This is a genomic window from Ferrovibrio sp. (assembly GCF_002796975.1).
In the GTDB taxonomy this organism is placed as follows: Bacteria; Pseudomonadota; Alphaproteobacteria; order Ferrovibrionales; family Ferrovibrionaceae; genus Ferrovibrio.
In genome coordinates, this window is record NZ_PEKV01000009.1 from 85864 (window position 1) to 105628 (window position 19765).

Annotated in this window: 19 protein-coding genes; 10 read left to right on the forward strand and 9 right to left on the reverse strand. The window is 62.8% G+C overall.

The annotated features are described in order from the left end of the window. Positions 1-19 precede the first annotated feature (19 nt). The gene (locus CTR53_RS11080; RefSeq protein ID WP_290812904.1) at positions 20-976 is read right to left on the reverse strand and encodes a succinylglutamate desuccinylase/aspartoacylase family protein; all 957 of its coding nucleotides are present in this window, start codon (positions 974-976) and stop codon (positions 20-22) included. A 127-nt stretch (positions 977-1103) separates the two neighbouring features. Between CTR53_RS11080 and CTR53_RS11085 the strand changes: the two genes are divergently transcribed. Beyond that, entirely contained in the window at positions 1104-1322 is a 219-nt protein-coding gene (locus CTR53_RS11085; protein ID WP_290812906.1) for a hypothetical protein, read from the forward strand. Here CTR53_RS11085 and CTR53_RS11090 read toward each other — a convergent pair. From CTR53_RS11090 to CTR53_RS11105, 4 genes are all read right to left on the reverse strand, one after another. Further along, positions 1319-1843: a GNAT family N-acetyltransferase gene (locus tag CTR53_RS11090; protein ID WP_290812909.1), complete on the reverse strand. Its 525-nt coding sequence runs from the start codon at positions 1841-1843 to the stop codon at positions 1319-1321. The two genes, CTR53_RS11085 and CTR53_RS11090, sit on opposite strands and share 4 nt — an antisense overlap. A gap of 98 nt (positions 1844-1941) precedes the next feature. Beyond that, the gene (locus CTR53_RS11095) at positions 1942-2901 is read right to left on the reverse strand and encodes a ribonucleotide-diphosphate reductase subunit beta (RefSeq protein WP_290812912.1); all 960 of its coding nucleotides are present in this window, start codon (positions 2899-2901) and stop codon (positions 1942-1944) included. 106 nt (positions 2902-3007) lie between these two features. Beyond that, on the reverse strand, positions 3008-3475 hold the full coding sequence (locus CTR53_RS11100; RefSeq protein WP_290812915.1) for a MarR family winged helix-turn-helix transcriptional regulator: 468 nt from the start codon (positions 3473-3475) through the stop codon (positions 3008-3010). Between the two features lie 59 nt (positions 3476-3534). Further along, entirely contained in the window at positions 3535-3957 is a 423-nt protein-coding gene (locus tag CTR53_RS11105; RefSeq protein ID WP_290812918.1) for an organic hydroperoxide resistance protein, read from the reverse strand. A 210-nt stretch (positions 3958-4167) separates the two neighbouring features. Here CTR53_RS11105 and CTR53_RS11110 point away from each other — a divergent pair, with 210 nt between their 5' ends. Next, complete coding sequence (locus CTR53_RS11110; RefSeq protein ID WP_290812921.1) at positions 4168-4728, forward strand: NADPH-dependent FMN reductase; 561 nt, start codon at positions 4168-4170, stop codon at positions 4726-4728. Here the strand turns inward: CTR53_RS11110 and CTR53_RS11115 are convergent. Continuing rightward, positions 4725-6878 (reverse strand): hybrid sensor histidine kinase/response regulator, encoded by a 2154-nt coding sequence (locus tag CTR53_RS11115; protein WP_290812924.1) that lies wholly within the window; start codon positions 6876-6878, stop codon positions 4725-4727. The genes CTR53_RS11110 and CTR53_RS11115 overlap by 4 nt on opposite strands. A gap of 221 nt (positions 6879-7099) precedes the next feature. On the opposite strand from CTR53_RS11115, the gene CTR53_RS11120 reads away from it, so the two are divergent. Beyond that, positions 7100-7639, forward strand: a complete 540-nt coding sequence (locus tag CTR53_RS11120; protein WP_290812927.1) for a hypothetical protein — start codon at positions 7100-7102, stop codon at positions 7637-7639. Here the strand turns inward: CTR53_RS11120 and CTR53_RS11125 are convergent. Next, on the reverse strand, positions 7636-8037 hold the full coding sequence (locus CTR53_RS11125) for a VOC family protein (protein ID WP_290812929.1): 402 nt from the start codon (positions 8035-8037) through the stop codon (positions 7636-7638). The genes CTR53_RS11120 and CTR53_RS11125 overlap by 4 nt on opposite strands. 114 nt (positions 8038-8151) lie before the next feature. Here CTR53_RS11125 and CTR53_RS11130 point away from each other — a divergent pair, with 114 nt between their 5' ends. From CTR53_RS11130 to CTR53_RS11150, 5 genes are all read left to right on the forward strand, one after another. Next, entirely contained in the window at positions 8152-8664 is a 513-nt protein-coding gene (locus CTR53_RS11130; RefSeq protein ID WP_290812932.1) for a hypothetical protein, read from the forward strand. Positions 8665-8786: 122 nt separating this feature from the next. After that, positions 8787-9071 carry a hypothetical protein gene (locus CTR53_RS11135; RefSeq protein WP_290812934.1) on the forward strand — a complete coding sequence of 95 codons (285 nt, stop codon included), beginning with the start codon at positions 8787-8789 and terminating at the stop codon, positions 9069-9071. A gap of 80 nt (positions 9072-9151) precedes the next feature. Then, the gene (locus CTR53_RS11140; protein WP_290812937.1) at positions 9152-10123 is read left to right on the forward strand and encodes an acetamidase/formamidase family protein; all 972 of its coding nucleotides are present in this window, start codon (positions 9152-9154) and stop codon (positions 10121-10123) included. Positions 10124-10291: 168 nt separating this feature from the next. Next, positions 10292-10696 (forward strand): SPW repeat protein, encoded by a 405-nt coding sequence (locus tag CTR53_RS11145; protein ID WP_290812940.1) that lies wholly within the window; start codon positions 10292-10294, stop codon positions 10694-10696. A 72-nt stretch (positions 10697-10768) separates the two neighbouring features. Continuing rightward, positions 10769-11176, forward strand: coding sequence for an SPW repeat protein (locus CTR53_RS11150; protein ID WP_290812943.1), 408 nt, complete (start codon positions 10769-10771; stop codon positions 11174-11176). 67 nt (positions 11177-11243) lie between these two features. Here CTR53_RS11150 and CTR53_RS11155 read toward each other — a convergent pair whose 3' ends face one another. Continuing rightward, positions 11244-13169 (reverse strand): ribonucleoside-diphosphate reductase subunit alpha, encoded by a 1926-nt coding sequence (locus CTR53_RS11155; RefSeq protein ID WP_290812946.1) that lies wholly within the window; start codon positions 13167-13169, stop codon positions 11244-11246. A gap of 572 nt (positions 13170-13741) precedes the next feature. Here CTR53_RS11155 and CTR53_RS11160 point away from each other — a divergent pair. Continuing rightward, positions 13742-17212: a hypothetical protein gene (locus tag CTR53_RS11160; protein WP_290812949.1), complete on the forward strand. Its 3471-nt coding sequence runs from the start codon at positions 13742-13744 to the stop codon at positions 17210-17212. A 15-nt stretch (positions 17213-17227) separates the two neighbouring features. Next, the gene (locus CTR53_RS11165; RefSeq protein ID WP_290812953.1) at positions 17228-18091 is read left to right on the forward strand and encodes an acyl-CoA dehydrogenase; all 864 of its coding nucleotides are present in this window, start codon (positions 17228-17230) and stop codon (positions 18089-18091) included. A gap of 137 nt (positions 18092-18228) precedes the next feature. Here CTR53_RS11165 and CTR53_RS11170 read toward each other — a convergent pair whose 3' ends face one another. Next, positions 18229-19665 carry an aspartate ammonia-lyase gene (locus tag CTR53_RS11170; protein ID WP_290812956.1) on the reverse strand — a complete coding sequence of 479 codons (1437 nt, stop codon included), beginning with the start codon at positions 19663-19665 and terminating at the stop codon, positions 18229-18231. Between the last annotated feature and the right edge of the window lie 100 nt (positions 19666-19765).

Here is a 19765-nt window from a genome sequence, read left to right on the forward strand (position 1 = left end):
GCGTCGCCGGTCTCGCGCGTCAGGCCGCGATATAGCGGCCCAGCCGCACGGCGGTCTGGCCGGGCTTCAGCCGCTTGGTCGGCATGATCAGCACGCAGTTGTCATAGGGCGTGGTGATCGGCGTCGGGCCGTCATGCGCGATCACGGTGCCGGCCTGCGGAATCGATTCCAGCCCCATGAAGCTCTGCGCGAAGCTGAAGGTCTCGGTGGCGATGGTGACGGCATCGGTCACCTCGACGAATTTCTGCTGCGCCGTCGGGCGCGGCGCCAGGCCGTGGCGCGCCAGGTCGGACTCCGTTGCCTGGCCGGCGGCATGCAGGAAGCGGAACATCGTCTCGATGGCGACATCGCGGCTCGCCTGCTCCCAGTGCTGGCCGCATTCCACCAGCAGCGCGTTCCTGGCGCTGGCCGGATCGCCGAAGCCGCCGTAGTCGCGCATGCGTAAGCCCGCCTTGTGGCCCTGGTCGGCCACGACCGTGGCCGGCACGCCGACCTTGGCGGCCAGTTCACGGCCCTTCGACAGCGGTCCGGCCAGCATCAGCGCCGGCGAGGGCTGCTGCATCGAATGCAGGTCGAGCAGCAGGTCGATCTCGGCCAGCAGCGGTTCGATCTCGCGGGCGCGGTCCAGTTCGATCGAGCGGCGCTCGCTGCCCAGCGCAGTGTCGCCCCAGACGCGGTTCATATCCTCGTCGACAAAGCGCGAGGCGGTCGGCTCATTGGGGTCGAAGCGGGTATAGGCCGCGACGTTGCAGAAGATCAGCGTCAGCCGGCCGATGGCGGGTTTGAACGTCTCGCGCAGCAGCAGGTCGAGCGCATGGGCGCCGCAGACCTCGTTGCCATGGATCAGCGCGGTGATCGCCACATGCGGACCGGGCTTGCCGGAGTCGAGGCTATGGGCATAGGGGATGCCGGTATTGCCTTCGCGGTACTGGGTGATCGGGATGGGCAGCAGCGGATTGGCGGGCAGCGCGGACATTACGGCTTTCTGGCTGATTCTGGTTGAGGCACCGCAGTTATAGCGCCTGAACCATGTTCCGGCCCAGCGACAGCGGCATGACTTTGAAAGGGTTGAGGAAAATTCCACCCACGGCTAAGCTGCCGGCATGACCTCGATCTCCGCGATCTCGTCCTCGCTCAGCGGCCTGCAGAAGGCCGACCAGATGCTGATGGGCGCCGTGCAGGCGGTGAATGGCGGCGGCCTCGACAGCATGGCCGAGGCAGCCGTGGCGCTGCAGACTGCGAAAGTGCAGGCCAGCGCCAGCGCCGAGATCCTGCGCACCAGCCTGGAGCTGGAAGGCCAGTTCATCGACCTGTTGGCCTAAGCCGGCAAGTATCTCCGCATCGCCACACGATTGGCTACGTCGAGTCCGGCGGCCTTTTGCCGCGCGATCACCAGCCGCAGGCTCGGCCCGATCTGGTTGTCTGACAACACATGGAAACCGAGCCGCTCATAATAAGGTGCATTCCACGGCACGGTGCGGAAGGTGGTGAGGCACAGCGCCGGCAATCCAAGACTGCGCGCGAAGTCTTCGGCGGCTTTGAGAAGCGGTACGGCGAGGCGATGGCCGGCATGATCGGGATGCACGGCCAGTTCCTGCACATACAGGTCGCCGTCGATCTCGGTGCAGAGCAGGAAGCCGACGGGGGTGTCGTCTGAGCCGACCGCGACGAACAGCGCGCCGTCGGTGGCGGCATCGCGCAGGTCTGCCGCCGGCGTGGGATCGTGCTGGGCAACGTCGGGATAACCAACAGTGGCAAAGCTTTGCCCGGCCGCGCGTTCGATCGCGCGGATCGCGTCGGCTTCGGAAGGACGGGCAGGGCGGATGCGGTAGGTCATCGACATGCAATATGTCATGCCCGGGCTTGACCCGGGCATCCCATTTCAGGTGTCGATGAAAAATGGGATCCTCGGGTCAAGCCCGAGGATGACGATTTTGGTTATTACGCGAAAGCGTCTTCCCAGTTGCCCTGGGTCGAGGCCTTGGAATATTCGGTGGCGCGGTTTTCGAAGAAGTTGGTGTGTTCCACGCCGTTCAGGATCGCATCCAGCCAGGGCAGCGGGTTCTTCTCGATCCGGTACATCGGCTGCAGCTTGAGCTGCAGCAGGCGGCGGTCGGCGGTCCAGCGGATGTAGTCCTTCACTTCCTGCGCGGTCAGGCCCTGCACGCCCTCGATCTCGAAGGCGAGGTCGATGAAGGCGTCTTCATGCTCCACGATGGTGGAGCAGGCGACGTACAGGTCGCGCTGGAACTGCTCGGTCCAGACTTCCGGATTCTCTTCCAGGAATGTGTGGAACAGCTTGATGATTGAATTGGTGTGCAGGCTTTCGTCGCGCACCGACCAGCTGACGATCTGGCCCATGCCCTTCATCTTGTTCCAGCGCGGGAAGTTCATCAGGATCGCGAAGCTGGCGAACAGCTGCAGGCCTTCGGTGAAGGCGCCGAACACCGCCAGCGTCTTGGCGATGTCGGTCTTGGTGCTCACGCCGAACTGCTGCATGTAGTCGTACTTGTCCTTCATCTCCTTGTAGCGGAGGAAGGCCGAGTATTCTTCTTCGGGCATGCCGATGGTGTCGAGCAGGTGGCTGTAGGCGGCGATGTGCACGGTCTCGATATTCGAGAAGGCCGACAGCATCATCTGCACTTCGGTAGGCTTGAACACCTGCGCGTAGTGCTTCATGTAGCAGTTGTTCACTTCCACGTCGGCCTGGGTGAAGAAGCGGAAAATCTGCGTCAGCAGGTTCTTCTCGCCCGGCGTCAGCTTCTTCTGCCAGTCCTTCACGTCATCGGCGAGCGGCACTTCTTCCGGCAGCCAGTGCAGGCGTTGCTGGGTCATCCAGGCTTCGTAAGCCCACGGGTACTTGAAGGGCTTGTAGACCGGCTTGGAGTCGAGCAGCGACATGGGATCCTCACTCTGATTCTGAGGGTCGGACTATCGCAATATCTGGTGGGGCTCGGCAAGTCCAAACCCCTACATCTGGGGCTCAGGCTGTGGATATTTCGGTCGCTCAGCCGGCCTTGGCTGTGGATGACTCGTCTTTCGCCGCGATCAGCCCGTCGGCCAGGCTGCGGATCTCGACCTGCAGCCGGGCGATGTCGGCGGCCGGCATCGGCAGCAGGCAGCCCAGTTCGGCGCGCACGCCGCGAACTTCGGCCTTCAGGGCCTGTCCTGCCGGGGTAAGGAAGATGTCGACCTGGCGTTCGTCGGCGCTGCTGCGGCGGCGCTGGATCAGGCCGGACTGTTCCATACGCTTGAGCATGGGGGTGAGGGTGCCGGAATCGAGATGCAGGCGCTGGCCGATCTCCTTCACGGCAACGCCATCCTGATCCCACAGCACCAGCAGGACCAGATACTGCGGATAGGTGAGGCCGAGCGGCTCCAGCTTGTCGCGATACAGCCGTGTCATTGCATTCGACGCGGCATAGAGCGCGAAGCAGAGCTGATTATCGAGCTTGAGGGTCGGATCGGCGGTCATGGTTTCAACGAGCGTTTTGGCGCCGCCGGAGCCAGTGCCCCGGCGGCGCGAGTCGCAGTTTAGACGGTCGTTTCGAGCGTGGCTTCGATATTGCCACGGGTCGCCTTGGAATACGGGCAGACCTGATGTGCGGCGGCGGTGAGCGCCTCGGCCTGGGCCTTGTCCATGCCCGGCAGGTTGACGGCGATCTTCGCGTTCAGGCCGAAGCTGGTCTCGTCCTTGCCGATACCGATGGTCACCGTGACGGTGTTGCCGGCTGGCAGCGCGACCTTCTGGTTGCGGGCGACCAGGCCGAGCGCGCCCTGGAAGCAGGCGGCGTACCCCGACGCGAAAAAGGTTTCCGGGTTGGCGGCATTGCCGGGGCCACCGAGTTCCGTCGGCATCGCCAGCGTCATGTCGATGATGCCGTCGGCGGACTTGACCTGGCCGGAGCGACCGCCGGTGGCGGTGGCGGAGGTGGTATAGAGTGGGGTGATGGACATGGTTTCTCTCCTTGTGGGGCAGTGTCAGCGGCGGGGATGCGCGTTTGCCGTGAGGAGGAAGGTAGCGGGCAATTAAATTGTGCACAAGCTAAATTAATGTGACGAAGGTCACCGGTGAGCTGCCGGGGCGGACCGAACTTAGCCTGCGACGGAACGGAACCCGGCTGAGGCCACCCCTGTTTCACCTGAGCGATACGGAGAGAGCGCATCATGGCAAAATTCACCGTCGGTTACGTGATCGGCAGCCTGGCCCGGGAATCGATCAACCGCAAACTGGCGAAAGCCCTCGTCAAGCTTGCACCGGCGGACTTCGCCATGGTCGAAATCACATGGAAAGACCTGCCGTTCTACAGCTACGACTTTGACAAGAATTATCCGAAGGTCGCCGTCGACTTCAAAGACGCGATCCATGGCGCCGATGGCATCCTGTTCATCACGCCCGAATACAATCGCTCCATACCCGGCGCCCTGAAGAACGCTATCGACTGGGCGAGCCGCCCCTATGGCAAGAATGCCTTCGATAAAAAGCCCGCCGCCGTCATCGGTGCATCGATCGGCGCCATCGGCACCGCGGTAGCCCAGCAGCATCTCAAAGGCGTTCTGGGATATTGCAACATGCGCCTGATGAACTCGCCCGAAGGCTACATCACGTTCAAGCCCGACCTGATCGCCGATGACGGCACGGTCAATGTGGAGTCGACCAGGGAATTCCTGCGGACATACATGCAGGCCTTTGCTGCACATATTCAGCGCTGCGCAGCTGCAGGCTAGCGGGTCGCCCGACTGTATTGGGCGACGGCGGCGAGCAGGCGCGCAGGATCGACTGGCTTGGCGATATATCCGTCCATGCCCGAACTGGTATAGCGGTCGACTTCCTCCGGCAGCGCGCTGGCAGTGAGCGCCAGAACCGGAATTCCGGATTTGCCATCGGGCAGGGCCCGGATGCGTGCCGTGGCCTGAAGGCCATCGACCTGGGGCATATTCACATCCATCAACACGAGATCGTAACTGTTGTCAGTGACGAGATCGATGGCCTCCTGGCCACCTGCGGCGAGGGAGACCTGGTGCCCTGCCGCTTCCAGAATGGTCTGGACCAGCAGGCGGTTCACCGGATTGTCGTCGACGACAAGGGCATGTGCCGGGCGATGGCTGACCGGTTCGGCGGTCGTCAATTCGGCGGGCTGCGCAGGCGGGGCCGCTACCGGCACTTCGATCTCGAACCAGAAACAGCTGCCGGTGCCGAGTTCCGACGTCACGCCGATGCGCCCTCCCATCAGTTCGATCAGCTTTCTCGATATGGCCAGGCCGAGGCCGGTTCCGCCGAAGCGGCGGCCAATTGTGCTGTCGGCCTGCTTGAACTGCTCGAACAGTCCGCCGATTGCGTCCGGCGCGATGCCGATGCCGGTATCACGGACTTCGATCTTCACGCTGACCCAGCCGGCCTTGGTCGGTCTGGACTGGCACGCGACCGTCACGCCGCCCTTCTGCGTGAACTTGACGGCATTGCCTGCCAGATTGGTGATGACCTGATGCAGCCGGTCCGGATCGGCCAGAACGAGGACCGGCAGATCGGGCGAAAATTCCGTCCGGATCTTAATGCCTTTCTCGCTGGCGGTCGCCTTGAGCACGGCGACTGCATCGTCGATGACGCCGTCGATTTCAACCGGCTCCGGTGAGATCGTCACACGGCCGGCTTCCATCTTGGAGAAATCAAGGATGTCGTTGATGATGACCAGAAGCGAGCCTGCGGCATCCCGCACTGTCTGAGCGTAATCGCGCTGGCGCTCGGTCAGTTCGGTCCGGAGCAGCAGTTCGGTAAATCCGATGACGCCGTTCATCGGCGTGCGGATTTCATGGCTCATCATGGCCAGGAATTCAGACTTTGCCTGATTGGCCCGGTCTGCCTCTTCACGGGCTGCCTCGGCGGCGCGGTTCGCCTCGAACAATCCCTGTTCCAGCCGGTCACGGTTGCGGAAGCGGTTCGCAACGACAAGACCGGCGAAGGCAAGCATGCCGAGCAGGAGAACGAAGAGACCGGTTTCCAGATATAACGTCCGGTAGAAGTCGGCAAACAGTGTCGCCTTGGTACCGGAGACAATGACAGCGAGGCTGTTGCCAAAAACCAGGCCGGCCGCGGCCAAACGCGGTTTCCCGTCGCTGGCGCCGGGCGCATCCACAACGGCACTGGGATTGGCGATGAAGGACCGGAAGACCTCAGTGCCAGCCAGAGATTGGCCGAGGATGCGTTCGTTCAGGGGCGAAATGGACATGATGACGCCGTCGCGCCGCGCCAGCCCGATGATGGAGTCTTCGCCCAGTACGAATGTGCTGAAGAAAGACGAGAAATACTGCGGGTTGGCGACCAGGATTGCGATACCCCTGAATTCGCCGCTCGCCCCCTCGATGCGTTTCGCGAACGGGAAGTACCAGAGGCCGCTATTGAGGTCTTTGAATGTCTTCCCGATATAGGGAAGGTCGGTGTCGTGCGTTTTCAGATACTGGAAGTGTTCGCGTTCGCTGATGTTGATCGGGCGGGCGCCCGCATCGCGGCCATAGACCACGACATTCCCGTCGGCGTCGGCAATGACAATATTCCGGAAGATCGGCGAGTTGTGCTGAATGCGAATCAGAACGTCCTGCAGGTTCTTCGGGGTGGTGATAGCGGTGGAAAGATACTCCCGGTAAGCCTCGACCGAGGCATCGAGCGCCAGCACCATCAGTTCAAAGGCGCGGGTACTGTGTTCGGTGGCGACCTTCGACGTGCTGGTGAGGGTGCTTTTGGCGCGTGCGATCTCCTGGTGATATCGATCGTACTGATAGAAGACAAAGACCAGGCAGAGGCCGCATGCCACCGCGAGGGCAATGGCGGCGGTGCGTCGGTAGGATCGGGCTTTCCGCTGCTGTATTTCGCGAAACGGCATGCCTGAATCCTGCAATACTGCTTCGGGGACGGCAACCAAAACCAGCAGTCACCGGTCCTGCCGCTTAAAATAGCAGGCTGGGTCGGCCTGCAGGAGTGCAGCCGGTCCGAGTCTGGCATCGGATAGCGTGACCCGCACGTGAAGGTGGTATTCACGCCGGGAATGCGGAGGTTATCAAGTCGTAACTCTTCTTGTCAGCCACGATCCGCTAGACCGGCGGCATGAATGCCGTTTTCAAGCCCCCGACGCTGCAGCAGCGGAATATCGCGGCACTGCGCAGTCATCTTGCGCAGGTGCAGTCGGCGCGTCTGGCTGAATTCATCCACTACATGCTGTCGATTCATCCGGCAGACCGGCTGCCGTCACGAGGTGACTTCGATCCACTGAATATTCCCGGTCTGCTGTCCAGCGTGGTGCTGGTCACGGTGCATCGCGAGGACGCGCGTACGCGATTCAAGATGAAGGTGGTGGGACAGGATGTGATCGATGCCTCTCCCGTGAAGATCGGCCAGCGCTATCTCGACGAGATCATCGCCGAACTGCCGGGTGCCTCCGTCATTGTAGACACGCGACAGAAAGTTCTCGACACCGGCGTTGCCTATCTGCGCCAGGGCCCACCCACCATGCCCTTCACCTTCAAAATGACGGTGCTGGAATACGTGCATTGCCCGCTGGCCGAGGACGGCGAGACCATCGACCAGATTGTGTCGTTCTTCAGCTATCGCGGCCATCGCGGCGCGCCGACCTCGCCTTCGCTCTAAGGGAGGTCAGCGGCGTGCACGAAGCAGAGCTTGTTGCCTTCGGGATCGCGGCAATAGGCTCCGTAATAGTCAGTATTGTAATGCGGCCGCAGGCCCGGTTTGCCTTCGTCGCTGCCGCCTTGTGCCATCGCTGTCTGCCAGGCCAGTTGCACCGCTTCCTGTGATGGCGCGGCGAAAGAAACCTGCCAGCCGTTGCCCCAGGTGGCCGGCAGGCCGTTGAATGGCAGTTGAACGACGAATTGTGGCCAACGCTGGCCCGGCCGTTGCCAGATAGCTCCGTCTGGTCCGCCGTCAGGCTCGAAGGGTTGGCGCTCCAGCCCGAAATGAAGCAGCACCTTGTCATAGAATTCGATCATGCGATTCAGATTCCGCGCGCCGACCTGGATATGGCTGAACATGAATGCCTCCGTATTCGCTGCCTGTCCGCAGGTTATGCATTCTGCATCTATCTTGGCGTGACCTTATCAAGTCGTAACTCTCCCTCAGCGGGAAGATCGGCTATAAGCCTAGCCATGAAAGCCGCTCCCAAATCCCTCGTCCTGTCGCAGCGAAACATCGCGACGCTGCGGAATTTCTTGCCGAAGGTGCAGCAGCCGGGCGTGGCGCGGTTCATTCACTACATGCTGTCGATCCATCCTGCCGAACGGCTGCCGTCGCGCCGGCTGTTCGACCCGTTGGCCATCCCTGGGCTGCTGTCCGGCGTGGCGCTGGCGGCGGTGGAGCGCGATGGCCAGCAGGTGCGATTACGCATGAAGGTGGTGGGGCAGGATTTGGTCGATGCGTCGCCGGTGCGACTGGCGCAACGGTATGTCGATGAGGTGCTGCTTGATCTGCCCGGCGCCGAGGTGATTCTGAAAAGCCGCTTGCAGGTTGTCGAAACCGGTTGCGCCTATCTCCGGCGCGGTGCGCCTTCCATGCCCTTCACCTATCGGATGACAGCGCTGGAATATGTGCATTGCCCGCTATCGGAAGACGGTGAAACCGTCGATCAGATCGTCTCCTATTTCAGTTACAGGAAGACCTGATCTTCTGCTGCATTGCGGCAAAATCTGTAACCTCCGTTTTAAAAAATAATCACGGAACGGGCGGACGTCATCTTCCGTTAGAGGCCCCGATCAAAGCGGTGTCAGAACGGGGAGGCCGGACCATGGCGACCTATTACTTTGTCGTAGCAGAAGACGATATGTGGTGGGTCCGTGTGCGTGGCAGGACCTATGGTGGTTTCCTGATGCGCAGTCATGCCGTGAAGCAGGCCGTTCATTCCGCCCGCAAATGCCGTGGCGAGGCGCATGTGGTGGTGCAGGAGCCGCAGTTCCGCTGGCGCATCGAATGGTCGAGCCTGGGTGAGGCCAGTGAGAGTCAGGCGCTGGATCAGGCGATGCCGCCGATCATGGTGGAGCCTGCACCGCAGGACGGTCTGGCCGCAGGCTGACCGCGAAGCTGCGCTGCCGGTAGGCAGGCCTCCGCTTCCTCGCTAGGCTGTTGCCGTCTTTCAGATGGCAGACGCGGACCATGACCGATCATCGACTTGAACCGACTCCCGAAAATGTTCACTGGGGCTTTTTCGACGCGACATTGAAGCCGGCGCTGAGCGTGGCGTCCGGCGCCAGTGTCACCATCCGCACCGTTTCCGGCGGCCCCGATATCCTGCCACCGCAGGGCAGCGGCCTGGCCGTGCTGCCCGAACACCGCCGCATCGTCGAGACGTTGAAGCCGGTACTGCCCGGCCATATCCTGACCGGCCCGGTGGCGATCGAAGGCGCTGAGCCCGGCGACGTGCTGGAAGTGCGCATCGACGATGTGCGGCTGATCCAGGATTGGGGCTGGAATGCCAACCGCCCGCTGCGCGGGTCGCTGCCGCATCGCTTTCCCGAACAGCGTATTCTGCAGATTCCGATCAATCGCAATGCCATGACGGCAGCCTGCCCCTGGGGCTCCACGGTGCCGCTGCGGCCGTTCTTCGGCGTGATGGGCGTGGCACCGCCGCCGAATTACGGCCGCGTCTCGACCATCGAGCCACGCGAATACGGCGGCAACATCGACAATCGCGAACTGATTCCCGGCACAGTGTTGTATCTGCCAGTCTTCGTCCCTGGCGCGCTGTTCTCCACCGGCGATGGCCATGCCTGTCAGGGCGACGGCGAGGTGAATCTGACGGCACTGGAAACCGCGCTGGAAGGCGACTTCACCTTCGTGCTGCACAAGGAGCGCAGGCTGCCGCGTCCGCGCGCCGTGACACCAACCCATCTGATCACCATGGCCTTCGATCCCGATCTGGACGATGCCGCCACGCGGGCACTGGAAGACATGATCGATGCTTTGGTCAGTATCGCTGGTCTGGCCGCCAACGATGCTTATGCGCTCTGCAGCCTCGGCTGCGACCTACGCATCACCCAGCTGGTCGATGGCAACAAGGGGGTGCATGCGATGCTGCCCTTTGAGCTGCTGCCGCGGGTGAAGGCCGAGGCGATTCCCGGATTCTGACCGGGTTTCCGCGCCTTTCACGGGCGTCGGCACGACCCAAAATTGACACAGTTCCGCGCGACCCTGTCTTCAAAGCTGAGCCGTGCCATGTCGCACATGGAGAGCGCCATCGCATGTCCTTTCAGCGCGCCGCATCGAAGCGTCGATGCCGCCCGAAGGAGGATCGTTATGGCCCATGTCACGCATCACCATCCGCAGGAAGATCGCCATCTCGGGCTGGTTGCAGGCCATTGGAAAGGCAGGCGCTGGGAGGACTGGGCCAATATGGCTTTCGGCCTGCTTCTGGCATTGTCGCCCTGGCTGTTGCGATTCACCGGCCTTGAAGGGGCCACGCTGAATGCCGTGATCATCGGCGGCCTGATCTGCGCGCTCTCGGCGCTTGCGCTCACTTTGCTGGATCGCTGGGAAGCCTATATCAGCGGCCTGCTTGGCATCTGGGCGATGTTGTCGCCCTGGCTGATCGGTTTCACCGCCTATGACATGGCAATGCTGGCCCATATCGGGCTCGGCGCATTGGTGGTCGCAGTGGCGGCCATCGAAATCTGGCAGAGCGGCGCGCCCGACGCCGCGTAAGATTTTCGGGCCTCGAACCGCCGGCACAGGTCGGTATGGCAAGTCGCTCCTGCTGCCGGCAGGAGGTGTCGCATGCTGAAACCTTATCTGTCCCGCCACTGGCAGGCCAGGAAACACTGGCAGGACTGGGCCGATCTCCTGCTCGGCCTTGCCGTGCTGGCGTCACCCTGGTTGCTGGATTTCAGCACCAGTGCCGCGCCGACCTGGAATGCGGTGATCGTCGGCAGTGCCGTGATCGTCCTCTCGGCGGTCGCGATCGCGCATCTGGAGCCGTGGGAAGAGTGGTTGCAGATCGGGCTTGGTCTGTGGCTGATCGTGTCGAGCTGGATGCTGGATTATGGTGAGGCGCATAAAGCGCTAGCCTGCCATGTCGGCCTCGGCCTGATAATCACCCTGCTGGCCGCCTCCGAACTCTGGGAAGAGAGCCAGGGCGGGGAAGCAGGGCAGGGTGATAGTCAGCAGGAGCTGAAGCTGCACTAGTCCGCAAAGGAAGAACGGCCCGGGATTTCTCCCGGGCCGCTGATCTTCTCCCCAACTCGCTGTCAGCTTACTGGCAGGAGAGGCATTCGTCGTAATCGACCGCTTCGCGCGGACCACCCGAAGCAGTGGCAGCCGCCATGGCGGCGAGCGGCAGTTCCACCTGCGGCGGGACACCCATCGGGCGCTCGCCTTCGTTGACCTTGCCGTTCAGCGGGATCGAAACCACATTCGTCGTGGTCTTTTCCGCCACGCCCTTGCCGGACACCGTCTCCGCGCGCTGGATCGACAGCGAGCGGCAGTAGTAGAGGCTCTTGACGCCCTTCTTCCAGGCCTGGAAGTGGATCTGGTGCAGGTCGCGCTTATGCACGTTGGCCGGCAGGAAGATGTTCAGGCTCTGTGCCTGGCAGATATAGGGCGTGCGGTCGGCCGCGAGGTCGATCAGCCAGCGCTGGTCGATCTCGAAGGCGGTCTTGAACACGGCCTTCTCGTCATCCGACAGGAATTCGAGATGCTGCACCGAGCCACCGTTGGTGGTGATCGACGACCAGGTTTCGTCATCGTTCTTCTCGTATTGCGCCAGCGTCTTTTCCAGATAGCTGTTGCGCACCGAGAAGGAGCCCGACAGCGTCTTGTGCGTGAAGGCATTGGCGACGTTCGGCTCGATGCCGGGCGAAGCGCCGCCGGCGATGATCGAGATCGACGCGGTCGGCGCGATCGCGATCTTGTGCGAGAAGCGCTCCATGATGCCGTATTCGGCGGCATCCAGGCAGGCGCCGCGCTCTTCGGCAAGCTTGCGCGAAGCTGCGTCGGAATGTTCCTTCACATGCTTGAAGATGGTGCGGTTCCACACCTTGGCCATCACGCTTTCCCACGGCACGCCATTGGCCTGCAGGAAGGAGTGGAAGCCCATCACACCGAGACCGACCGAACGCTCGCGTTCGGCGGCGTAGCGCGCCTTGCTCATGCTGTCCGGCGCATTGGCGATGAAGTCGCTCAGCACGTTGTCGAGGAAACGCAGGCAGTCCTCGATGAACAGCGGATGTTCTTTCCACTCATGGAAGTATTCCAGGTTCAGCGACGACAGGCAGCACACAGCCGTGCGCTGCACGCCATGGTGGTCGATACCGGTGGGCAGCGTGATCTCGCTGCACAGGTTCGAGGTCTTGACCCGCAGGCCTGCCAGCTTGTGATGTTCCGGCAGGGCGCGGTTCACATGGTCGATGTTGACGATGTAGGGCTCGCCGGTCTCGATGCGGGCGGTGAGGATGCGGATCCACAATGCGCGGGCCGAGACGCTGCGCTGCACGGTCTGGTCATGCGGGCTCAGCAGGGCCCACTGCTCGTCGGCCTCCACGGCGCGCATGAAGGCGTCCGAGATCAGGATGCCGTTATGCAGGTTCAGCGCCTTGCGGTTCGGATCACCGCCAGTGGGGCGGCGGATTTCGATGAATTCCTCGATTTCCGGATGGTCGATCGGCAGGTAGCAGGCGGCTGATCCACGGCGCAGCGAGCCCTGGCTGATCGCCAGCGTCAGGCTGTCCATCACGCGGATGAAGGGGATGATGCCCGAGGTCTTGCCGTTCTGACCGACCTTTTCGCCGATCGAACGCAGGTTGCCCCAGTAGCTGCCGATGCCACCGCCGCGCGCCGCGAGCCAGACATTCTCGTTCCACAGACCCAGAATACCATCCAAGCTGTCATTGGCTTCGTTCAGGAAGCAGCTGATCGGCAGGCCGCGATTGGTGCCGCCATTCGACAGTACCGGCGTCGAAGGCATGAACCAGAGCTTGCTGATATAGCCATACATGCGCTGGGCATGGGCGGTGTCGTCGGCATAGTGACCGGCCACGCGGGCGAACAGATCCTGGTAGGACTCGCCGGGCAGCAGGTAACGGTCATCCAGGGTGGCCTTGCCGAAATCGGTGAGGAGGCGGTCGCGGCTGCGGTCGACGTCGATACGGATGCCGCGTTCGGTCTGCAGAGTGTTGAGCACGGATTGTGTCCCCTCATTTATCGCGGTCGGGGTTTCGCCATTGCGGGGCCCGACCGGCCGTAAATCATGAAATCTCAAGGTTCCGTCCGTTGCTCTGTCCCGGCGGCCGCGCACCCCGCCCTTTCACCTCCGGAATCCCACAAAAAGGCCCCAAATCGGGCTTCCGGAAGCGGCGCAGCGTCGTTACGAAACAGGTCCAACGAACACTAGATATGGTACTCATCGTTAAAAGAGGGTCAATACAGTGTATGTGACGGCGCTGTAAAAAAACCTGTTGACGGACTCCCAGTAGCGTGAACCCCCTGATTTTATGCCGCGTCGCGCACGGTGGGTGTTTTTGGGCCGCCGTGAAAATCTTATCCCCGCTATCCACAGGGCCCGATTCATGGCCCGATATGCTGTGGATATCCGGGCCGCGGGCAAGGCTGCGTTAACCATTGGGCCCCTAAATATTGTGTGCTACTGGCGCGCGTTTTCCGCCGCGCACCGGTCGTTGTGTGTTTCAATGCGGAAATGACGCGATCCGACCGGGCCTGGATACCGATTCCTGCGCCCCGACGGGGGAGGTTGCGATGCTGATCAAACATCCGCGTGCCGATATGGCCGCCAATGCCGCGAAGTCGGCGAGCGAACAGGCGATTGGCGAGGCCGATACCCGCGCCGCTGCCCTGGTCGGCACGCCCATGCTGGAGCGCCGCCGCCTGATGATGGTGGGCATCGGCGCTGGCATCAGCCTGTTGTGGGTGCTGTTCTGCGCCACCTACATCAACAATTCGATCGGCTGGACCAATCTGTGGCACGCGCTGCCGCATGAGATCGGTGCCTTCATCGCCGGCGTCGCTGCGCCGCTCGCCTTCCTCTGGCTGATGCTGCTCAACATGTGGCGCGGCATGGCGATCAAGCGCCAGTCCGCCGCCCTGCACGAACTGCTGCTTGATCTCAGCTACCCCACCCCGGAAGCCGAGCGCCGGGTTTCGGCCTTGGCAGGTGCGCTGCGCCGTCAGGCGCGTGAAATGGAAGAGGCTGCGCAGTCCGCCACCGCGCAGATCGCCACGCTCGGGGAGACCATGGCCGGCCAGCAGCAGGAACTGCTGGCTGCCGCCACCGGCGCCCGTGAACAGGTCGCCCAGCAGGCGCGCCAGATCACCGGCACGTTGCACCAGTCGTCGCAGTCGCTGCTGTCGGCCGCCGAACAGGTCAACCGCGACCTCGATAATACCGTGAAGGGCCTCGCCGGCCGTTTCGAGGAGCAGAGCCGCGCGCTGGTCGATGCCGCCGACAAGGTTGGCAGTGAGATGAATTCCAAGGTCACCGGTCTGGGGCAGACTGTTTCGACCCAGGCGCAGGTGTTGCTGCAGGCTGCCGATGTGATCGTGCGTGAGGTGGAAACCGCCCGCGGCATCTTCCAGGGCAAGGCCACCGAGATCGCCCGCATCACCTCGGCGATCCAGTTCCAGAATGAGCGCGTGGATGAGTTGTCGCGCCGCCATGGCGAGTTGATGGATCAGGCGGTCACCCGCGCGGCCGAAGTGGCGCAGCAGATTGCCGAGCAGCTCGAACACAAGATCGTCGCACTGGAGCAGGCGGTTACCCGCGCCGGCGGCGAAGCCGGCCGTATCGGGCTCGGTTTTGCCGAAAGCGCACAGATCATCACCACTGCTGCCGAAGTCACGGTGGCGCGCGCCACCGCCGCCAGCGAGAGCTTCGGCCGCGAGAGCCTGACCTTCAGCAACGCCAGCCAGAAGGTGATCGACAACGCTGAAGCCGCTGGCACCGTGCTGCGCGAACGCGTGCGCGAGATCGAACATGCCACCGGCACTACGATCAGCCGCATCCGCGACATCGGTGAAACCATTCGCTCTGAGGTCGGCGCACTCGATGATCAGGGCGCCCGTGTGGCCGAACGCCTGCGTGTCTCCAGCGATGAGATGCGCACCCGCACCAATGCACTGGAACAGGCTGGCGCCGGCGCGACGCGCCAGGCCGATGCCTTTGCCGAGGCCGCGACACAGGCCGAACAGCGCCTCAAGCTCACCGGCGACCTTGTCCGCCATCAGGCGGATCAGCTCGGCTCGGCAGCCGAACTGGCCGACCAGCGCCTGGCCCAGGCTGGCGACGCGCTGCGTCGTGAAGGCGCCAGCATGACGCAGACCCTGCAGCAGATCGCCGACCGCGCCATGCGCGCCGGCGACGAACTGAAGCAGCGCGCCGATGTGCTGGATGAAACCGCCGGCCGTGCGCTCTCCAAGATAGGTGAGGCGGACGACAGCATTCGTACCCGCATCGAGACGTTGGCCCAGTCGGGCCGCGACGCCACCGCGATGGCGGCGCAGGTGCAGGACACCATGCAGCAGGCCAATGCGCTGCTGGCCCAGGCGGCCCAACGCACCGACGACCAGATCGGTGCTGCCGGTGCGTTGCTACGCGGCCATGCCGAGCAGTTCGGCCTCACCATCGACGGCGTTGCCAAGCGCATCAACGAGACTGGTACGGCCGTACGCGACCAGGTGGATGGCCTGGACCAGGCTGCCGCCCGCACGGCGCAACGCCTGCGTTCGGCCGGCGAAAGTGCTGGTCAGGATGCCGTACAGTTGCAGGCCGCCGCCGAGCGCGCTTCGCAGCGCCTGCATCAGGTCAGCGAAACCGCGCAGGTTCAGTCTCATGCACTCAGCGCCGCCGCCGAACGCGCGGCGATGGAGTCGCAGCTGGCCGGAAGCGCCGCGCAGGCGCGTGCCAAGGATCTGCAGGATCTGGCTGTCAATGTTGCCGAGGCGATGGCGACCCTGGCCGAACGCGCCACGGCGCAGACTTCGGCACTGCTGACCATGAGCGACAAGGCGCAGATCGAGGCGCAGGCGCTGAATGCCGCCGCCGAGAAGGCGACTGGCAGCATCAACACCGCAGGCGACACTGCACGCATCCGTTCGATCGAACTGGGCGATGCGGCCCAGAGCGTGGTCGATCGCACACTGGAACTGCGCAGCACCATCCACGAGCAGGCCGGCGCACTTACGTCGCTGTCGTCGGAGCTTACGCGTCAGGCCGAGAGCATCCGCGAGAATTTCCGCGGTCGCGTGCAGGAACTGGCCGAAGCCTCGGATGCGGCGATCCTCAAGACCGCCAATATCGGCGACAGCTTCCGCCGTCAGGCGACGGAAGTCGCCCGTGTGTCGGACGAAGCCGTCACCCGCGTCGAGCAGGTCGGCGCAACCTTCGATGCCCGTGCCCGCGAGATCAACCTCGCCGTGGGCAACGCTTCGGGCCGCATCGACGATGCCAGCGAAGTGCTGCGTAACCGCACGCGCGAACTGGCGAATATCGTCGAAGACGCGATGAAGCAGACCGATCGGATGAGCGACGGTTTCCGTCGCCAGGCCGACGAGGTCGATACCCGCGCTGCCCGTCTGTCGGAAAAAGTCACCGAGATCGGCGAACGCATGGCTCGCACCGGCACGGAATTCGGCGCTGTCACCGATCGCGCCACCGCGCGTGCCGCCGAGACCGCCGAGACGCTCGGCCAGCGCGCGCAGGAACTGGCCTCTGCTGCCGCCCGTGCCGCCAGCGAAGCGGCCTCTGCCGAAGCCAGCCTCAAGGCCGATGCCAAGGCACTGGCCGAAGCGGCGCGTACGGCGAGCGTGGAAGCAGAATCGTTGCGCAAGGCCACACAGGCGCTACGCGGCGAGCAGTTCCTCAAGACCGCCGCCTTCATCACCGGCCACCTCAATTCGATGGCCATCGACATTTCGCGCTTGCTGAACCGCGACCTGTCGGAAGAACTGTGGCGCCGCTACTACAAGGGCGAGCGCGGCCTGTTCACCCGCAAGCTGATCGACCAGCGCGATCTCGACAAGATCCGCGGTAAGTATCAGGAGAATGGCGAGTTCCGCGACTTCACCGACCGCTACGTGGCCGAATTCGAGCGCGTGCTGGCCGGTGCCAAGGGTGTGGAGCACGAGGAACTTCTGACCTCGGCCTTCGTCACCGCCGATATCGGCAAGGTCTATCTGCTACTGCGCGAGGCGGTGGGCAAGTCGCGGCAGTAACGCTATGCTGTCGGTATGGCCGACAAGACATCGCTGAAAGATTGGATCGGCGGCCAGGAAGAGGTCGCCGATCTTTTTTTACCCGAACGCAGCCAGGCTCTGGCCCGCGCGCTCGATCAACCCGACGAGAGCCTAACCGAAGGCGCGCCGTTGCCGCCGTTGCGCCACTGGCTGCATTTTTGGCAGCTGGCACCGCGCGCAAAACTCGGCCGCGACGGCCATCCGGCGCTGGGCAGTTTCCTGCCCGATGTGAGCAAATTCTGGGGCGGCAGCCAGACGCGGCGCATGTGGGCCGGCAGTCGCATCGAATTCCATCGTCCGCTGCTGCTCGGTATGCCAACGCGCCGACTTTCGACGATTGAGTCGGTGGAAGAGAAAAGTGGTCGCAGTGGTCGGCTGGTGTTTGTTACCGTACGGCACGACATCTTCGATGCCGATACCGTCGCAGTGACGGACCGGCATGACATCGTCTATCGCGAAGAAGTTTCCGGCACGGCTATGCCGGAGCCGGATACCGCCTCTGGCGACTATCAGTGGGTGTCGCGCTTCACGGCCGATCCGGTGTTGCTGTTCCGCTATTCGGCGCTGACCTACAACGGTCACCGCATCCATTACGACCGCGACTATGCGCGCGATGTCGAAGGCTATCGCGGCCTGATCGTGCATGGTCCGCTGCTGGCGACTTTACTGGTCGATTTCGCTCTCAGCCTGCGGCCAGGCCAGGTGCTGCAGAAATTCAAGTTCCGGGGCCGTCGCCCGGTGATCGACGGCCAGCCGTTTCAATTGCGTGCGAGAACTGCTCATGACGGTTCGCTCGCGCTGTGGATCGCCGATGCTGACGATGCTCTGGCGATGACAGCGGAAGCGGAGTTCGCCTAGGTTTGAACACTAACCCTTCCGTCATGGTCGAGGGTGTCCCGGCCATGGCGCATTTTTTTACTCATCACCTTAAGACATCGAACACTCGCAGTTCGCGGCGCTATTCGCATCACCGCCGCCCGCCACCTTCTTAAGTGCTACTGAGACGGCGCGACAATCTTGCGGCCGCGCCGGCGCGGCGCGGTCAGCTTGGCGACGTCGAGGATGTCGTCGAGCTGGGTTTCGGTGAGCCATTCCTTCTCGATGCAGAGTTCGCGTACGGTACGGCCGGTCTTGAGTGCCTCCTTGGCAAGCCATGCGGATTTCTCGTAACCGATATAGGGATTGAGCGCAGTGACGATGCCAACACTGGCTTCGACATGGCGCTTTGCCTGATCGACGTTGGCCTGGATTCCTGAGACGCATTTCTCAGCCAGTGTGCGTGCGGCCCGCGACAGTAGCTGCATCGACGACAGCGTGTTGTAGACGATCAGCGGTTCCATCACATTCAGCTGCAATTGCCCTGCCTCGGCAGCCATGGTGATGGCCATATCCTTGCCGATCACCTGGAAGCAGACCTGGTTGACCACTTCGGGGATCACCGGGTTGACCTTGCCCGGCATGATCGACGAGCCCGGCTGCATGGGCGGCAGCGAGATTTCGCCGAAGCCGCCGCGTGGGCCCGACGACAGCAGGCGCAGATCATTGGCGATCTTCGACAGTTTCACGGCGATGCGCTTCAGCATGCCCGAATACAGGACGAAGGCGCCCATATCCCAGCTTGCCTCAATCAGGTTGGCGGCACGTACCATCTCGATACCGCTGATTCGCCCGAGTTCTTCGATGGCCAGGTTGGAATATTCCGGTTCCGTGTTGATGCCGGTGCCCACCGCCGTGCCGCCCAGGTTGATCTCGCGGAACAGCTTGACGATCTCGTCGCCGCGAGCGACATCTTCCTTGATATTGATGGCAAAGGCCTCGAATTCCTGGCCCAGCGTCATCGGCACCGCATCCTGCAGCTGGGTGCGGCCCAGTTTGATGATGTCGGCGAATTCGACGCCGCGCTGGCGGAATTCGTAGGCGAGACCGTCCAGTGCCTTCATCAGTTCGGCATGACTGAGGATCACGCCTAGACGCACGGCCGTCGGGTAGACGTCGTTGGTCGATTGCGACAGGTTGACATCGTCGTTGGGGTGCAGGTGCTGGTATTCGCCTTTATGGAAACCCAGCAGTTCCAGGCCGCGATTGGCCACCACCTCGTTGACATTCATGTTGGTCGAGGTTCCCGCGCCACCCTGAAACACGTCGATGGTGAACCATTCGTGCAGCTTCCCCTCGATCAGCTCGTCGCAGGCTTTCGAGATGCCCTTGTATTTCTCGGGCTCCAGATAGCCGAGCTTCTTGTTGGCGGCGGCGCAGGCCTTTTTCACCATGCCAAAGGCGCGGATCAGGTTCGGGTAATGATTGATGCTGATGCCCGAGATGTGGAAGTTGTCGATCGCGCGCTGCGTCTGGATGCCGAAATAGGCGCCGGCCGGAATAGCCATCTCGCCGAGCGAGTCATGCTCGGTGCGGGTTGCCGGTTCGCTGCTCATCTTTTGCCTCTGCATTGCGTGAATGGGCGATTATCGAACGCCGCCATTCTGCCCTGCCGCTACGTCAATGCGAAGTCTTCGGCAAAGTATATTTCATTGA

Coding starts and splice junctions, on each gene's coding strand:
- CTR53_RS11080 (WP_290812904.1), bottom strand. CDS start 976: ATGTCCGCGCTGCCCGCCAATCCGCTGCTGCCCATCCCGATCACCCAG.
- CTR53_RS11085 (WP_290812906.1), top strand. CDS start 1,104: ATGACCTCGATCTCCGCGATCTCGTCCTCGCTCAGCGGCCTGCAGAAG.
- CTR53_RS11090 (WP_290812909.1), bottom strand. CDS start 1,843: ATGTCGATGACCTACCGCATCCGCCCTGCCCGTCCTTCCGAAGCCGAC.
- CTR53_RS11095 (WP_290812912.1), bottom strand. CDS start 2,901: ATGTCGCTGCTCGACTCCAAGCCGGTCTACAAGCCCTTCAAGTACCCG.
- CTR53_RS11100 (WP_290812915.1), bottom strand. CDS start 3,475: ATGACCGCCGATCCGACCCTCAAGCTCGATAATCAGCTCTGCTTCGCG.
- CTR53_RS11105 (WP_290812918.1), bottom strand. CDS start 3,957: ATGTCCATCACCCCACTCTATACCACCTCCGCCACCGCCACCGGCGGT.
- CTR53_RS11110 (WP_290812921.1), top strand. CDS start 4,168: ATGGCAAAATTCACCGTCGGTTACGTGATCGGCAGCCTGGCCCGGGAA.
- CTR53_RS11115 (WP_290812924.1), bottom strand. CDS start 6,878: ATGCCGTTTCGCGAAATACAGCAGCGGAAAGCCCGATCCTACCGACGC.
- CTR53_RS11120 (WP_290812927.1), top strand. CDS start 7,100: ATGAATGCCGTTTTCAAGCCCCCGACGCTGCAGCAGCGGAATATCGCG.
- CTR53_RS11125 (WP_290812929.1), bottom strand. CDS start 8,037: ATGTTCAGCCATATCCAGGTCGGCGCGCGGAATCTGAATCGCATGATC.
- CTR53_RS11130 (WP_290812932.1), top strand. CDS start 8,152: ATGAAAGCCGCTCCCAAATCCCTCGTCCTGTCGCAGCGAAACATCGCG.
- CTR53_RS11135 (WP_290812934.1), top strand. CDS start 8,787: ATGGCGACCTATTACTTTGTCGTAGCAGAAGACGATATGTGGTGGGTC.
- CTR53_RS11140 (WP_290812937.1), top strand. CDS start 9,152: ATGACCGATCATCGACTTGAACCGACTCCCGAAAATGTTCACTGGGGC.
- CTR53_RS11145 (WP_290812940.1), top strand. CDS start 10,292: ATGGCCCATGTCACGCATCACCATCCGCAGGAAGATCGCCATCTCGGG.
- CTR53_RS11150 (WP_290812943.1), top strand. CDS start 10,769: ATGCTGAAACCTTATCTGTCCCGCCACTGGCAGGCCAGGAAACACTGG.
- CTR53_RS11160 (WP_290812949.1), top strand. CDS start 13,742: ATGCTGATCAAACATCCGCGTGCCGATATGGCCGCCAATGCCGCGAAG.
- CTR53_RS11165 (WP_290812953.1), top strand. CDS start 17,228: ATGGCCGACAAGACATCGCTGAAAGATTGGATCGGCGGCCAGGAAGAG.
- CTR53_RS11170 (WP_290812956.1), bottom strand. CDS start 19,665: ATGAGCAGCGAACCGGCAACCCGCACCGAGCATGACTCGCTCGGCGAG.